Raw genomic sequence first — 14,100 nt, 5'->3', positions numbered from 1 at the left:
GCACTAGCGGTCCGTCGGGATTACGCAAGTCGCTCATACGGTGGCTTGCATGTCAGCCGATGCGGTTGTTGAAGAACCGCGGTACAACTCGACACGACCCCCGGACGGGGACCGTGTCGTCAGCTGTGTGGTGATGCCGCGCGATGGCCGGCGTCAGGCGGCCGGTGCCTGCCTCTGCGCCGGAACGGCCGATTTGTGGGGCCGGCCGAGACGAGCTTCCAGCCGCGCAAGGTCAACACGTCCGTGAGAACGGTCGGCGAGGTCCTCCCAGCCGACGGCGAGCAGCCGCAGCCGCTCCGCTTCGCTGAAACCTCCCCAGACCCCGTACGGCTCGCGGACCGCCAGGGCGTGCGCGGCGCACTCCGCCCGAACCGGGCAGGCGGCGCACATCGATTTGGCCTTGGCCTCGCGGCGGTTGCGGGACGACCCGCGCTCGCCGTCGGGGTGGAAGAACTGGGCACTGTCGCGCCCCCGGCAGATGCCGAGGCGCTGCCAGTCCCACAGATCGGCGATGGGCCCGGGCAGTCTGCGAACATTCGACATGAAACACCCTCCTCCCGCGCGGCACCGCGGTGTGTCGTCATGAGGGGCCTTGCTCAGGCCTGCCGCGGTGTTACCCCGGTGATCCCCGGCTCACACGCAACATCTCGATGTCTTCGACAACCGCATGACATCGGGCAAGCAACTCATACCGATCTTTCCCATTTTTTCCATCTAAAGCGCGTAATGCTGCGGCCCTCGCGTGATCTCCTCTGAGAGAGAAGGAGGATCACTGTGCGTACCGTCCTCGTGTGCGTCCGTACCCCGCTGGCGGCCCAGACCGTCGCGTCCACCGCGGCCCGGCTCGGCATGACCGGCGTCGTCCGGACCGCGGTCAGCGAGACCGAGGCCATGATCCGACTGGCTGAACGGCCGGCCGAGGTCGTTCTGGCCGATACTGCCGTGACCCGTCCCGACAGCGTCGGGTTCACCCGGCGTGTGCTTGCCCGCGCCCCGCAGGCGCAGCTCGTGCTCTTCGGCGCCGAAGATCCGCGGGTCGCCGCGGCCGCGGTCGCCGCCGGCGCCCGCGGTGTGATCCGCGGCGTCGAACACGACCTGGTCAGCGTCGTCGCCAAGGCACTGCTCCTGCTGCTGCTCCCGGTGCGCCCCCAGGGCATGCCGATCAACGGCACCAACGCCCAGCCGGCCACCGTGGCCGGGGGCGCCCGCAACACCAACTCGGCCGCCGCCCGCCAGGCCTATCAGAACGGCATGCCGATGGGCTCGCCCAACGCCGCCGCGGTGCCGGCCATGCTGCCCAACTCGCCGATGGTCCCGGCGCAGCGCGGCGACGCCCCGATCGACCCGGTCACCGGCCGGCCGATGGTGGCCTGGCCGGGCAACGAAACCCAGGTCGGGGTGGCCGATCCGGCCCCGGCCGGCCGGCGGCTCACGCTCACCGAGCGGGAACTGCAGGTGCTCCGGGGGATGGCCGACGGCAAGAGCAACGCCGAGATCGGTCGTGAACTGTTCGTCTCGGAGGACACCGTCAAGACGCACGCTCGCCGGTTGTTCCGAAAGCTCGGGGCCCGGGACCGCGCGCACGCGGTCGCGGCGGGCTTCCGGGCCGGCCTGGTCGCCTGATCAATTCAATACATTGAAGAAGGGGGCCATTCGGCCCCCTTCTTCAATGTCAGCTCGGTTCTTCCTCGGTGCCCTCGGCCAGGGTGTCGTGTACGCCATCGGCGTAGCCCCGGGCGTATTCCCACGTCACATAGTGATCGGGGTCGGGATCATAGGCCGGCTCATGCACGCGGGGGCGCCCGCTGGACAGCAGGTGCCGCAGATTGCCGCGCAGCAGGTCCCAATCGAAGTAGTGCGGCTCGTGGCAGTCCTCGCACTCGATCACGAGCCCACGGATGCCCGCGGGACTCAGCAACGCCTGGTAAATCTCCAGGTCGGAGAGGTCCTCAAGGACGTCCTGTCGCTCCGTCTCGGTCAGCGGTTCGGTCTCGTCTTCCTCGGAGAGGTCGTCGAGTCCCGCGGCCGGGTCGGCGGGGTCGCCGTTGAACGGGTCGATCGGCTCTTCTTGCACCCCCTTACCGTACCCACCTTCGGCAGGTGTGCGCTGGCCCGCACGCGCTGTCCGCCACGGGAGGCCGGAGCGGGGCGATGGGTAGGATAAACACTCCGTCTTTCTGCAGTAAGGGATGCCCAGTGCCAAGTGAGTCCGTGCCAAGTGAGTTCGGGGAAACTGAGTCCGCCCGTTCTGAGTCGGCTCGCACCGTGCCGCTCGGCCTGACCTTCGACGACGTGCTGCTGCAACCCGCCGAGTCGGATGTCGTGCCCAGCCGGGTCAACACGATCACCCAGATGACTCGCCATGTCGAGTTGTCGATCCCACTGCTCTCGAGCGCGATGGACACGGTCACCGAGGCCCGCATGGCGATCGCCATGGCCCGTCAGGGCGGCATCGGCGTGCTGCACCGCAACCTCTCCCTGGAAGACCAGGCGTCCCAGGTCGACCTGGTGAAGCGGTCCGAGTCCGGCATGATCACCAACCCGATCACCTGCAGCCCCGACGACACGCTGCAGCAGGTCGACCAGATGTGCGCGCGCTACCGCATCTCGGGCCTGCCGGTGGTCGACGCGCAGGGCGTGCTGGTCGGCATCGTGACCAACCGTGACATGCGGTTCGTCACCGACACCAGCGCCAAGGTGCGCGAGGTGATGACCAAGATGCCGCTGATCACCGCCCCGGTCGGGGTCACCAAGGACCAGGCGCTCGCGCTGCTCTCCCAGCACAAGGTGGAGAAGCTGCCGCTGGTCGACGAGGGCGGCCACCTCCGTGGGCTGATCACGGTGAAGGACTTCGTGAAGTCCGAGCAATACCCCAACGCGACCAAGGACGCCCAGGGCCGGCTGCGGGTGGCCGCGGCGGTCGGGGTCGGCGACGATTCCTACAAGCGGGCGCGGGCCCTGGTCGACGCCGGCGTCGACGTCGTGATCGTGGACACCGCGCACGGCCACCAGCGGGCGGTGCTCGAGATGGTGTCCCGGCTCAAGAAGGACGTCTCGATCGACATCGTGGGTGGCAACATCGCGACGTACGCGGGGGCCCGGGCGCTGGTCGAGGCCGGTGCCGACGCGGTCAAGGTGGGTGTCGGTCCGGGCGCCATCTGCACGACGCGGGTAGTGGCCGGGGTCGGCGTCCCGCAGATCACCGCGATCATGGAGGCGTCCCGGGCCTGCCGCCCGGCCGGCGTGCCGGTGATCGCCGACGGCGGCATTCAATACAGCGGCGACATCGCCAAGGCGATCGTGGCCGGCGCCGACTCGGTGATGCTGGGCAGCCTGCTCGCCGGCTCCGAGGAGAGCCCCGGCGACCTCATCTTCATCAACGGCAAGCAATACAAGTCCTATCGGGGCATGGGCTCGCTCGGCGCGATGCAGTCGCGCGGTCAGGCCAAGTCGTACTCGAAGGACCGTTATTTCCAGCAGGATGTCAACGAGGACAAGCTCGTCCCCGAGGGCGTCGAGGGTCAGGTGCCCTACCGCGGTCCGCTTTCCCGGGTGGCGCACCAGCTGGTCGGCGGCCTGCGGGCAGCAATGGGCTACGTCGGTGCCGAGACCGTCCCCGACTTGCAGGAGCGTGGGCAGCTCATCAGGATTACCGCTGCGGGCCTCAAGGAAAGTCACCCGCACGACATCCAGATGACTGTCGAGGCCCCCAATTACCACTCCCGCTGAATAGCGAACGCCAAGAGCCATCCAACCGCTCCGCCCACCACCCAACATCGACTAAAGGCAGTGCAATATGCGTGACGTCGTGGAGATCGGTCTCGGCAAGACCGCCCAGCGCGGTTACCACCTGGACGACATCGCCATCGTGCCGAGCCGGCGGACCCGCGACGTGGACGACGTGTCCACCGAGTGGCGGGTCGACGCCTACCCGTTCAAGATCCCGTGCGTCGCGCACCCGTCCGACGCGACCATGAGCCCGGAGTCGGCCGTCGCCCTGGGCCGCCTCGGCGGCCTGGGCGTGCTCAACGCCGAGGGCCTCTGGACGCGGTACGAGGACCCGACCAAGGTGCTGGAGGAGCTGGCCTCGCTCGACGAGGACGCCGACGCGACCAAGCGTCTCCAGGAGGTCTACTCGGAACCCATCCGTCCCGAGCTGATCGCCGAGCGGGTCAAGACGATGCGGGACGGCGGCATCACCGTCGCGGTCCGGGTGTCGCCGCAGCACACGCTGGCACTCGCCCCGGTCGTGCTGGACGCCGGCATCGACCTGCTGGTCATCCAGGGCACGCTGGTCAGCGCCGAGCACGTCTCGGTCACCGACGAGCCGCTCAACCTCAAGGAGTTCATCGCCGACCTCGACCTCCCGGTCATCGTCGGCGGGTGTACGGACTACAAGACGGCCCTGCACCTCATGCGTACCGGCGCGGCCGGCGTGATCGTGGGGGTCGGCGCCGACGAGTGGTCGACGACCGACACCGTGCTCGGCATCCGCGTGCCGATGGCGACCGCGATCGCCGACGCGGCGGCCGCCCGCCGCGACTACCTTGACGAGACCGGCGGGCGCTACGTCCACCTGATCGCCGACGGTGGCATCTCGACCAGCGGCGACATCGCCAAGGCGATCGGCTGCGGCGCCGACGCGGTCATGCTCGGCGAGCCGCTGTCGCTGGCCGAGGGCGCGCCGGCCGGTGGCGCCTGGTGGCATTCGTCGGCCAGCCACCCGTCGCTGCCCCGGGGCGGGTTCTGCATCGCGGGCGAGCCCGACGGCACGCTCGAGGAACTGCTGTACGGCCCGGCCAACCGGGCCGACGGCCAGCTCAACCTGTTCGGCGGTCTGCGCCGGGCGATGGCCAAGTGCGGCTACCGCGACGTCAAGGAGTTCCAGAAGGTCGCCCTGGTCCTCGACCACTGAGGCCGGGCGACGTGAGACGAGAGAGGCGGCCGGTCGCGGTGCTGGCCGCCGCCGTGCTTCTGGGCGCCGGCGCGATGGACGGCTGCACGAGCAAGCCGAGTGACCCGCTGACGTTTGTCGACGGGGCGAAGGGCATCGGCGACGCCTATCTGCCGACCGCCGGCAACGGCGGCTACGACGTGGCCGGCTACGACCTGGCCCTGAAGTACGACCCCGAGTCGGGGCAGCTGGAGGGTACGGCGACGATCACGGCGACCGCGACCGAGAACCTGCGGCGTTTCGACCTGGATCTGGCTCACCTGAGCGTCCAGTCGGTGGTGGTCGACAACCTTCCCGCCACGTCCGATGTGGACGGTGACGAGCTGGTGGTGACGCCCTCGGACGGGATTCGCCGGGGCGGGGCGATGACGGTCGTCGTGGCGTACAGCGGGAAGCCGGCGCAATTGCGGGATCCCGACATCGGCGGGGGTGGCTGGCTGCGCACGCCGGACGGCGCGATCGCGCTGGGCCAGCCGCAGTCGGCGAGCACGTGGTACCCGGTGAACGACCATCCGGCCGACAAGGCGACCTTCAAGCTGGCGATGACCGTGCCGGACGGCCTGAAGGTGATCAGCAACGGGGTGGCCGGTCCGCCCTCGAGCAGCGGCGGCTGGACGACCTGGAACTGGTCCGAGGCCTCGCCGATGGCCAGCTACCTGTCCACCGTCGTGATCGGAAACTACCGGGTCGAAACGTCCACTCACGACGGGAAGCCGATGGTGATCGCGGTGGCGAACTCGCTGCCGGCCGACGGCCCCGCGGCCCGGTCGGTGGACCGCACCGGCGAGATCGCTGACTTCCTGGCCGGTAAGTTCGGGCCCTATCCGTTCGACGCCTACGGCGCGATCGTCGTCGACGACAGCCGGATCGGCTATGCGCTGGAGACCCAGACCCGGCCCGCGTACGCCTCGTCGTTCTTCAACGACGGCCCCGACCCGACCGTGGTCGCCCACGAGCTGGCCCATCAATGGTTCGGCGACAGCGTGGCGCTCGAACGCTGGAAGGACATCTGGCTCAACGAGGGCTTCGCGACCTACGCCGAGTGGCTGTGGACCGAGCACTCGGGCGGCGCGACCGTGGCCGGGTCGTTCGACCAGGCCTACAACGGGTTCCACTGGGGTGATCCGCCCGGCGACCCGGGGGTGTCCCGGCTGTTCGGCGACGCCGTCTATCAGCGCGGGGCGATGACCGTCTACGCGCTGCGCGAGGCGATGGGCGACGAGGCGTTCGGCAAGCTGCTCACCACCTGGACCAGCACCCATCGTGACGGCAACGGCACCACCGCCGAGATGAAGTCGCTCGCCTCGAGCCTGTCCGGCAAGAACCTCGAGCCGCTCTTCCAGGCCTGGCTCTACGGCAAGACCAAACCGCCGCACCCCTAGTGGTTGACCAGCTTCTTGTGGGCGGCCAGGAACGCGGCGACCTTGTCCTGCGCGACCGCTTTGAGAAACGCCTTGCCCTCGCTCTGGAGCGCCTCGCCCCGGTAGGCGCCGCCGCTGCCGACCCCGGTGCCGGGCAGGCCGACCAGGGTGATGCCGGCCGGGGTCAGGTCGCGCAGGGCGTACGCGTATTCGAGGGGGCTGCGCCCGCCCACGTCGACCAGTGACTTGCCGAGCGCCGAGATGATGCCCTGAAGCTTGCCGGCGTCGCCGTTCAGCCCCTGGGTGCGCGCCTTGGCCAGGATCGCCTCGACCAGTTGGCGCTGGTGCCGCTGCCGGTCGTAGTCGCCGTTGGGCAGGCCGTAGCGCTGGCGCGCGTAGTCGATCGCCTGCCAGCCGATGAAGTGGTGTCGGCCCGGCTTGTAGACCGCCTGCGGGCCGGTGTAGTCGCCGCCGCCCGGCTTGAGCGGCCGCAGTGAGCCGTCCGGCTTGCGGTGGTGCGACTTGACCGTCTCGTCGACCGTCATGTCGATGCCGCCGAGCTTGTCGACGAGGCCGGACAGGCCGCCGAAGTTGAGGATCGCGCCGGCCTGGAACGTCTTGATGCCGGTGTAGTTGCTCAGGGTCCTGGTGAGCAGCTCGTAGCCCTGCGGCACGTTCGCCGTCTTCGAGCCGGGCACCCGCGACCCGCGGCTCATCGCCTCGGTCAGCTTGTAGGTGCCGCCGCCGAAGCCGGCCTTGCCGAACGCCGGCATCTTGACCAGCAGGTCGCGGGGGAGCGAATAGAGGTAGGCCGTCTTCAGGCCGGGCTCGACGTGCAGCAGCATGATCGCGTCGGAGTGCGGCTCCCAGTCGGGGATCGTCACGCGGGTGTCGACGCCGAGCAGCAGCAGGTCGAGCGGGCCCTTGATGTCGGCACCGGGCGACGGCGGCGGGGAGGTCGGCGCGGCCGGGGCGGAGGTGGTCGGCGCCGCGGCGGCCGGGTGCCCGGCCGGCTTCTTCGAGTGCGAACACGCGGCCCCGGTGGCCAGCAGCACCATGACCAGGGCTCCGCCGATCGAGCGTCGCAACTTCGAAGTTCGCATGGCCGCACAGTAAATGACCCTCTCCAGCGGCACCAGATCCGCAACCACGCGCCCACCAAGACTCAACCCGTCGAATCCGAAGGTGAGGGGGCAGGCCGGGACAACAGGGGAGCGGGTACATGCGCGTACGGGAACTGGTTTTGGGAGCCCTCGCGGCGATCGCCGTGACGCCGGCCCTCCCCGCTCATGCCGCCACCGCCGCGGAGACCCTCGTCGTCGGTCTCCGGCCGTCGGCCGACGGCCGGAAGGCGCTGGCCGCCGTTGATCCCGTACGCACCGAGGCCCTCCCCGGTGCCGTCGCCGTCGACGTGCCGGCGTCCCGGGTCGCCGACGCCGCCCGCACGCTCGCCGCCGACCCGGACGTCGCCTACGTCGAGCCCGACCACGTCGCCCACGCGGCCGCGCTGACCCCGGACGACCCCGGCTACAAGACCCAGTGGGGTGCCGTGCAGACCCGGGTCAACCAGGCCTGGTCGTCGGTGCGCGGCGCGAACCGCGTCGTGATCGCGGTCGTCGACACCGGCGTGACCGCCACCCCCGACCTGGCCGGGCGGGTTCTGCCGGGCCACGACTTCGTCAACAACGACGACGACCCGCGCGACGACAGCGGCCACGGCACGATGGCCGCCGAGGTCATCGCGGCCGACGGCTACAACCGGACCGGCATCGCCGGCGTCTGCTGGGCCTGCCGGATCCTGCCGGTCAAGGTGCTCGGCAAGGACGGCAGCGGCAGCTACACCGACATCGCCGAGGGCATCCGGTACGCCGCCGACCACGGCGCGACCATCGTCAACCTGTCGCTGAGCGGCACCGACGACAGCCAGCTGCTGCGCGACGCGGTGACCTACGCGACCGGCAAGGGTGCCCTGGTGCTGGCCGCGGCCGGCAACGACGGGTCGAGCGTCGCGCACTACCCGGCCGCGATCCCGGCTGTGGTCGCGGTCGGCGGCGAGACCAGCACCGGCACCCGCTACGCGTGGTCGAACTACGGCAGCTGGGTCGACGTGACCGCGCCCGGCTGCAACCCGTCGCAGGCGCTGAACGGCGCGATCGAGCAGTACTGCGGCACGTCGTCGGCGACCCCGTTCGCCGCCGGTCTGGCCGGCCTGCTCGCCTCGACCGACCCGGCGCCGTCGGCGGCCACGGTCCGGGCCGCGCTCGTCGCCTCCCGGGTCGGCGCGGTCGGCCGGGTCGACGCCCTGAACGCGCTCAACGCCCTGCCGGTCGCGGGTGACAAGACCGCGCCGACCGTGGTCTTCGCGGCCACCCCGAAGGTGACCCGCGGCGTCGTCACGGCCACGGTCGCCGCCGCCGACCAGCACGGTGTCGCCCGGGTGCGGTTCTACGCGGCCGGTCGTCTGGTCGCCACCGACACCACCGCGCCGTACACCCTCTCCTGGAAGGCGACCGCCAAGGGCCTGGTCGCGATCCAGGCGCGGGCCGACGACCGGGCCGGGAACGCCGCCGGCACCGCTCGCGGGGTGCGCGTCTGAGCAGGCGAAAACGCGCTCGGTAAACTTTGGCCGGTGACTACCCCGCGTCCCGTTCTCGTCGTCGACTTCGGCGCTCAATACGCTCAGCTGATCGCCCGCCGCGTCCGGGAGGCGCGGGTCTACTCGGAAATCGTGCCGCACTCGATGCCGGTCGCCGAGATGCTGGCCAAAGACCCGGCCGCGATCATCCTGTCCGGCGGCCCGTCCAGCGTCTACGAGGCGGGCGCGCCCGGCCTCGACGCGACCCTGTTCGACAGCGAGGTCCCGGTCTTCGGCATCTGCTACGGCTTCCAGGCGATGGCCCAGGCGCTCGGCGGCACGGTCGCGCACACCGGCTCCCGGGAGTACGGGCGGACGACCCTGACCGCCCAGGGCGGCACGCTGCTGCGGGGGCTGCCCGAGGGCCTGCCGGTCTGGATGAGCCACGGCGACAGCGTGGCGGTCGCCCCGCAGGGCTTCGCGGTCACCGCGTCGACCCCGAGCGCCCCGGTCGCCGCGTTCGAAGACCTCACCGCCAAGCGGGCCGGCGTGCAGTTCCACCCCGAGGTGGCGCACACCGAGCAGGGCCAGGAGATGCTCCGCCGGTTCCTCTACGACATCGCCGGCCTGGAGCCGACCTGGACGCCGACCAACATCATCGAGGACCAGGTCGCGGCGATCCGCGAGCAGGTCGGCGACAAGCAGGTGATCTGCGGTCTCTCCGGCGGGGTCGACTCGGCGGTCGCGGCGGCGCTCGTGCACAGGGCCATCGGCGACCAGCTGACCTGCGTCTTCGTCGACCACGGCCTGCTGCGGGCGGGCGAGGCCGAGCAGGTCGAGAAGGACTACGTGGCCGCCACCGGCATCCGGCTCAAGGTGGTCGACGCGGCCGACGTCTTCCTCGGGCACCTGGCCGGGGTCACCGACCCCGAGCAGAAACGCAAGATCATCGGGCGCGAGTTCATCCGGACGTTCGAGGGCGCGGCCCGCGAGCTCGACGCCGAGCGGCACATCGAGTTCCTGGTGCAGGGCACGCTCTACCCCGACGTGGTCGAGTCGGGCGGCGGCACCGGCACCGCCAACATCAAGTCGCACCACAACGTCGGCGGCCTCCCCGACGATCTCCAGTTCGCGCTGATCGAGCCGCTCCGCACGCTGTTCAAGGACGAGGTGCGGGCGCTCGGCACCGAGCTCGGGCTGCCCGACGAGATCGTCCAGCGGCAGCCGTTCCCCGGGCCCGGCCTGGCCATCCGCATCATCGGCGCGGTCGACCGCGACCGGCTCGACATCCTGCGCGCCGCCGACCTGGTCGCCCGCGAGGAGCTGACCGCGGCCGGGCTCGACCGCGACGTCTGGCAGTTCCCGGTGGTGCTGCTGGCCGACGTGCGCAGCGTCGGCGTGCAGGGCGACGGCCGCAGCTACGGCCATCCGGTCGTGCTGCGCCCGGTCTCCAGCGAGGACGCGATGACCGCGGACTGGTCGCGCCTGCCGTACGACCTGATCGCCCGCATCTCGACCCGCATCACCAACGAGGTGCGCGAGGTCAACCGGGTCGTGCTCGACGTGACGAGCAAGCCGCCGGGCACTATCGAGTGGGAGTGACTTCCTCGGGCATCAGGAACCACATCAGGGGGTAGGCGAGAAGGGCGGCGCCCCAGGTGGCCGCGGCGAAGATCGCGAAACCGACCCGGACCAGCACCGGGTCGACGCCGAAGTAACGGCCGAGGCCGCTGCAGACCCCGGCGACGATCCGGTCGTCGAGGGGCCGGCGGAGTTGCTTGTACGCGGTGACTGTCATGCCTCGATGGTCGCCGCGGACGGCCCTCAACGACCTCGGTGACCGCCCGGATACCAACCCTGATTTGTGGATACGCCCGGTAACGACCCGACTGCGTGGTGTCCGCTACAACGCTCTGATCAGCAGTTACGTTCTGCGATCAGTCTGTCAGGAATTTGACAGACGTTTTCTGAAGGTCACCTAAACCGGGCAGAATGCCGCCCGTGACCCCCGCACTCGAACCGCTTCGCCGGATCGCCGCGTACGCCGTTGCCACCGATGACGACGGCCGTGTCCTGTTGGTCCGGGCGTCCAGCCGCTCCGGCACTCCGGGCGTCTGGTCGCTTCCCGGCGGCGCCGTCGACCACGGCGAGGACCCCAACCACACCGTCGTCCGCGAGACCGCCGCCGAGACCGGGCTCTCGGTGGCCGTGACCGGGCTGCGCGACGTCCTCGCGGACATGCGCTCCCTGCCGCACCGCGGCGTCACCATCCACACGGACCGGCTCATCTACGCCGTCTCGATCCGCGGCGGCACCCTCGTCGACCGCGTCGGGCACCCCACCGACCTGGCTCGCTGGCACACCCTCGAAGAGGCGTCGCGGCTCAAACTCCGCACGTTCGCGGCGGCCGCCCTCGGCCTCGACGCCTCGGCCGGCGACCTCCGGCCCGAGGTGGCACCCGACTTCCCGTCCTTCTACGCCTACCCGGGGCCGGACGGCCTCCACCGCGCGCAGCGCTTCGCGGCGTACGCCATCGCCACCGACCCGCACGACAACCTGCTGATGACCCGCATCGCCCCGGGCTATCCGGGTGAGGGCCGCTGGCACCTGCCGGGCGGCGGCACCGACTACGGCGAGCAGCCCGGCACCGCCCTGATCCGGGAACTCGTCGAGGAGACCGGGCAGGAGGGCCGGCTGATCGAGCTGCTCGGCGTGGCCAGCCATCGCGACGCGGCGTCGCTCGGCCCGGAGGGCTACCCGATCGACTGGCACGGCGTGCGTGCCTTCTACCGGGTGATCGTCGACGAGCCGACCGAGGTTGTGATCAAGGATGTGGGCGGCTCCACGTCGGAGGCCCTCTGGATGCCGCTGGCCGAGGTCAGGGCCCTGTCCGAGGACGAGTTGACGGAAATTACGGCCGAGGCGCTGCGGAAGGCGCAACTAATCTAGGGCGATGAAGATCAGACGGGTCGGCGCGTACGGGATCTGCCGGGATGCCGACGGCCGGGTGCTGCTCGCCCGCAATTCGGATCTCAGCGAGTTCCCCGGGCAGTGGACGCTGCCCGGGGGCGGCGTCGAGCAGGGTGAGCATCCGGACGACGCGGTGGTCCGCGAGTTCGCCGAGGAGACCGGTCTGTCCGTGCGCATCGACTCACTTCGCACGGTGACCGCCGACGTGCTCCGGCTGCCGGCCGGGCCGCTGGAACACACCGACCGATTGGTCTACGACGTCTCGATCATCGGCGGCAGCCTGCGGGCCGAGGCCGACGGGACCACCGATCGGGTCGAATGGGTCGTTTCTTCGGATTTGCCGGAACTGCCGTTGATGCCGTTCACGGCCTATCTGCTCGGCCGGTCCGATTCGCCGCCTCCGGCGACCTCATCCGACGAGCCGCTCGCCCGCCCCGAGCGGGTCCAGCGCTTCGGGGCGTACGCGGCGGCCACCGACCCCGATCGGCGGATCCTGCTGACCCTGATCAGTGAGGGCTACCCCGGAGCCGGCCTCTGGCACGTACCGGGCGGGGGCACCGACCACGGCGAGACACCCGAGCAGGCACTCTCCCGCGAGCTGTACGAGGAGAGCTCCCAGTACGGCCGGGTGACCGGCCTGATCGGCGTGTCGCACCGCTACGACCCCGGAGCGCTCGGGCCCGAGGGGCAGCCGATCGACTGGCACACCATTCGCGTGCTCTACCGGGTCGAGGTCGACGCGCCGACCGAAGCGGTGGTCACCGAGGCTGCCGGTGGTTCCACCGCGCAGGCGGCCTGGTTCACCCGTGACGAGATCGACAAGTTGGAGTTGACCGAGCTGGCCCGGGCCGCCATCGACCACCTTTAGTACGCCCGGGGACGGGGCCGGGCGGTTGGACCGGAGATCGATAGTGAATCGACGCGTTAAACTTGCCCCACGAAGAAGTTCACCTGCCTAGCGAGCTGGGTGGACAGAGGGGGATGAAGAGGACGCGAGGCACCGACCCTCGGAGCGTCATTTGATCTCTCGCCAAGGTCCTTCGGCTGTGCGATGGTGTAACCCGCCATTCCCCCGGGCCCGTTACGACAACGGGCGATACCTCAACAACCCACCGCAATGAAGCTGGTGGGCCGACCGATCCCCAACTGGAGGAAGCAAGTGCCGAGTACCCCTTGGCGCCGGCGGCGTACGACGGATAGTCCCCGTCCCGCCGGGCGTCGTTGGGCAGGCCGGTTGCGCCGAGGCGGAAGCATCGCCCGGCAAGCCCTGCTGGTGCGGGTGAGCCGTCGTCCCGGTGATTCCGGACGCGCCGCCACCGCCACCCGGGCCGAGGTGATCTACACGGGGCCGGAGATCGTCACGCCCCGGACCGAACTCCCGACCGGCGTACACATGGCAGCCTCCGCACCGGCCATCGCGGCCTCGGTCGTCGAGGCCGAGGGTGTCGCCTCCCTGCTGCCGGGCGAGCACACGGTCGCCCGGCGACTGCGGTTCGCGCTGGTCAACGGCTGCACCCTGGCCAGCCTGAGCCTCGGCCTGGTCGCGATCTTCCTGGCCATGCACGGCGAGGTCCGCGGCGCGGCCGCCTGCCTGGTCGCCTGCGTGGCGTTCGACGGCCTCGACGGCGCGCTCGCCCGCAAGCTGGGCGTGTCGAGCCCGTTCGGCGCCCAGATGGACTCGCTGGCCGACATGTGCTCGTTCGGCCTGGCCGCCCCGGTGGTCGTCTACGCGTCACTGGCCCACGAGGTGCCCACGGCGGCCGCGATGGTCGCCTGCGTGCTGGTCGCCGCGTGCGCCGCGATCCGGCTCGCCCGGTTCAACGTCTCGCCCAAGGACGGCAAGTTCTTCTGCGGCGTGCCCACCACCATGGCCGCGGCCGTGCTGGCGCTGACCGTGCTGATCGACCTGCCGCTGCCCGGGTTCGCCCTGCTCGGCGGGGTGGCGTTGCTCGCCTTCGCGATGGTGTCGAGCTTCCCCTACGCGAAGCTCGCCCGCCTGCTCAAGCTGCCGCCGTGGCTGTGGCTGCTGCCGCTGGTGGCCGCCTTCGTCGACGCCCGTCTCACGTTCGTGGCGGTCGTCGCGGCATACCTGCTGAGCGGCCCCGTGATGTGGGCCCGCGCCCGCAAAGTCTGACCTCGAACCCGGAGAAGGCCGCCCCCCGCGGGGGGGCCCACGGCCGGGTGGCCAGGGGCCGAGACCCAGCGGGCGAAGTCCCTCGAGACCCCCACGAACAGGTGAG

The 14,100-nt window shown here is 70.7% G+C and carries 13 protein-coding genes; 9 read left to right on the top strand and 4 right to left on the bottom strand.

Annotation, left to right across the window (positions count from 1 at the left end):
- Nucleotides 1–153 precede the first annotated feature (153 nt).
- Nucleotides 154–543 carry a WhiB family transcriptional regulator gene (locus AB0M88_RS19270; RefSeq protein ID WP_364103502.1) on the bottom strand — a complete coding sequence of 130 codons (390 nt, stop codon included), beginning with the start codon at nt 541–543 and terminating at the stop codon, nt 154–156.
- Between the two features lie 231 nt (nt 544–774).
- On the opposite strand from AB0M88_RS19270, the gene AB0M88_RS19265 reads away from it, so the two are divergent.
- Nucleotides 775–1,623, top strand: coding sequence for a response regulator transcription factor (locus tag AB0M88_RS19265; RefSeq protein ID WP_364103499.1), 849 nt, complete (start codon nt 775–777; stop codon nt 1,621–1,623).
- Nucleotides 1,624–1,672: 49 nt separating this feature from the next.
- On the opposite strand, the gene AB0M88_RS19260 is transcribed toward AB0M88_RS19265, so the two are convergent.
- Entirely contained in the window at nt 1,673–2,074 is a 402-nt protein-coding gene (locus AB0M88_RS19260) for a DUF5319 domain-containing protein (protein WP_364103496.1), read from the bottom strand.
- 137 nt (nt 2,075–2,211) lie between these two features.
- Here AB0M88_RS19260 and guaB point away from each other — a divergent pair, with 137 nt between their 5' ends.
- The 3 genes from guaB to AB0M88_RS19245 all read left to right on the top strand — a co-directional run bounded on the left by guaB (nt 2,212) and on the right by AB0M88_RS19245 (nt 6,336).
- Nucleotides 2,212–3,729 carry an IMP dehydrogenase gene (gene guaB, locus AB0M88_RS19255; RefSeq protein WP_364103493.1) on the top strand — a complete coding sequence of 506 codons (1,518 nt, stop codon included), beginning with the start codon at nt 2,212–2,214 and terminating at the stop codon, nt 3,727–3,729.
- A 67-nt stretch (nt 3,730–3,796) separates the two neighbouring features.
- Nucleotides 3,797–4,915 (top strand): GuaB3 family IMP dehydrogenase-related protein, encoded by a 1,119-nt coding sequence (locus tag AB0M88_RS19250; RefSeq protein ID WP_364103490.1) that lies wholly within the window; start codon nt 3,797–3,799, stop codon nt 4,913–4,915.
- A gap of 74 nt (nt 4,916–4,989) precedes the next feature.
- Nucleotides 4,990–6,336, top strand: coding sequence for a M1 family metallopeptidase (locus AB0M88_RS19245; RefSeq protein ID WP_364103727.1), 1,347 nt, complete (start codon nt 4,990–4,992; stop codon nt 6,334–6,336).
- Here AB0M88_RS19245 and AB0M88_RS19240 read toward each other — a convergent pair.
- On the bottom strand, nt 6,333–7,418 hold the full coding sequence (locus AB0M88_RS19240; RefSeq protein ID WP_364103487.1) for an LCP family protein: 1,086 nt from the start codon (nt 7,416–7,418) through the stop codon (nt 6,333–6,335). The two genes, AB0M88_RS19245 and AB0M88_RS19240, sit on opposite strands and share 4 nt — an antisense overlap.
- A 119-nt stretch (nt 7,419–7,537) precedes the next feature.
- Here AB0M88_RS19240 and AB0M88_RS19235 point away from each other — a divergent pair, with 119 nt between their 5' ends.
- Nucleotides 7,538–8,911: a S8 family serine peptidase gene (locus AB0M88_RS19235; protein WP_364103485.1), complete on the top strand. Its 1,374-nt coding sequence runs from the start codon at nt 7,538–7,540 to the stop codon at nt 8,909–8,911.
- A gap of 33 nt (nt 8,912–8,944) precedes the next feature.
- Complete coding sequence (guaA, locus tag AB0M88_RS19230; protein WP_364103482.1) at nt 8,945–10,492, top strand: glutamine-hydrolyzing GMP synthase; 1,548 nt, start codon at nt 8,945–8,947, stop codon at nt 10,490–10,492.
- On the opposite strand, the gene AB0M88_RS19225 is transcribed toward guaA, so the two are convergent.
- On the bottom strand, nt 10,476–10,688 hold the full coding sequence (locus AB0M88_RS19225; protein ID WP_364103479.1) for a PspC domain-containing protein: 213 nt from the start codon (nt 10,686–10,688) through the stop codon (nt 10,476–10,478). The two genes, guaA and AB0M88_RS19225, sit on opposite strands and share 17 nt — an antisense overlap.
- A gap of 203 nt (nt 10,689–10,891) precedes the next feature.
- Here AB0M88_RS19225 and AB0M88_RS19220 point away from each other — a divergent pair, with 203 nt between their 5' ends.
- From AB0M88_RS19220 to AB0M88_RS19210, 3 genes are all read left to right on the top strand, one after another.
- A complete protein-coding gene (locus tag AB0M88_RS19220; protein WP_364103476.1) occupies nt 10,892–11,839 on the top strand; it encodes an NUDIX domain-containing protein in 948 nt (315 codons plus the stop codon).
- A 4-nt stretch (nt 11,840–11,843) separates the two neighbouring features.
- Nucleotides 11,844–12,728 carry an NUDIX domain-containing protein gene (locus AB0M88_RS19215; RefSeq protein WP_364103473.1) on the top strand — a complete coding sequence of 295 codons (885 nt, stop codon included), beginning with the start codon at nt 11,844–11,846 and terminating at the stop codon, nt 12,726–12,728.
- A gap of 366 nt (nt 12,729–13,094) precedes the next feature.
- On the top strand, nt 13,095–13,994 hold the full coding sequence (locus AB0M88_RS19210) for a CDP-alcohol phosphatidyltransferase family protein (protein WP_364103470.1): 900 nt from the start codon (nt 13,095–13,097) through the stop codon (nt 13,992–13,994).
- Nucleotides 13,995–14,100 lie beyond the last annotated feature (106 nt).

Origin of the sequence: Actinoplanes sp. NPDC051411 (assembly GCF_040682075.1) — a bacterium.
Taxonomy (GTDB): domain Bacteria; phylum Actinomycetota; class Actinomycetes; order Mycobacteriales; family Micromonosporaceae; genus Actinoplanes.
Note: the sequence above shows the minus strand (reverse complement) of the source record. Positions and strands in the feature narration are given on the sequence as shown.

Excerpts from the sequence above, each read along its gene's own strand:
- AB0M88_RS19225 (WP_364103479.1), bottom strand. The coding sequence starts at position 10,688 with ATGACAGTCACCGCGTACAAGCAACTCCGCCGGCCCCTCGACGACCGG.
- AB0M88_RS19215 (WP_364103473.1), top strand. The coding sequence starts at position 11,844 with ATGAAGATCAGACGGGTCGGCGCGTACGGGATCTGCCGGGATGCCGAC.
- AB0M88_RS19250 (WP_364103490.1), top strand. The coding sequence starts at position 3,797 with ATGCGTGACGTCGTGGAGATCGGTCTCGGCAAGACCGCCCAGCGCGGT.
- AB0M88_RS19245 (WP_364103727.1), top strand. The coding sequence starts at position 4,990 with ATGGACGGCTGCACGAGCAAGCCGAGTGACCCGCTGACGTTTGTCGAC.
- AB0M88_RS19240 (WP_364103487.1), bottom strand. The coding sequence starts at position 7,418 with ATGCGAACTTCGAAGTTGCGACGCTCGATCGGCGGAGCCCTGGTCATG.
- AB0M88_RS19270 (WP_364103502.1), bottom strand. The coding sequence starts at position 543 with ATGTCGAATGTTCGCAGACTGCCCGGGCCCATCGCCGATCTGTGGGAC.
- AB0M88_RS19235 (WP_364103485.1), top strand. The coding sequence starts at position 7,538 with ATGCGCGTACGGGAACTGGTTTTGGGAGCCCTCGCGGCGATCGCCGTG.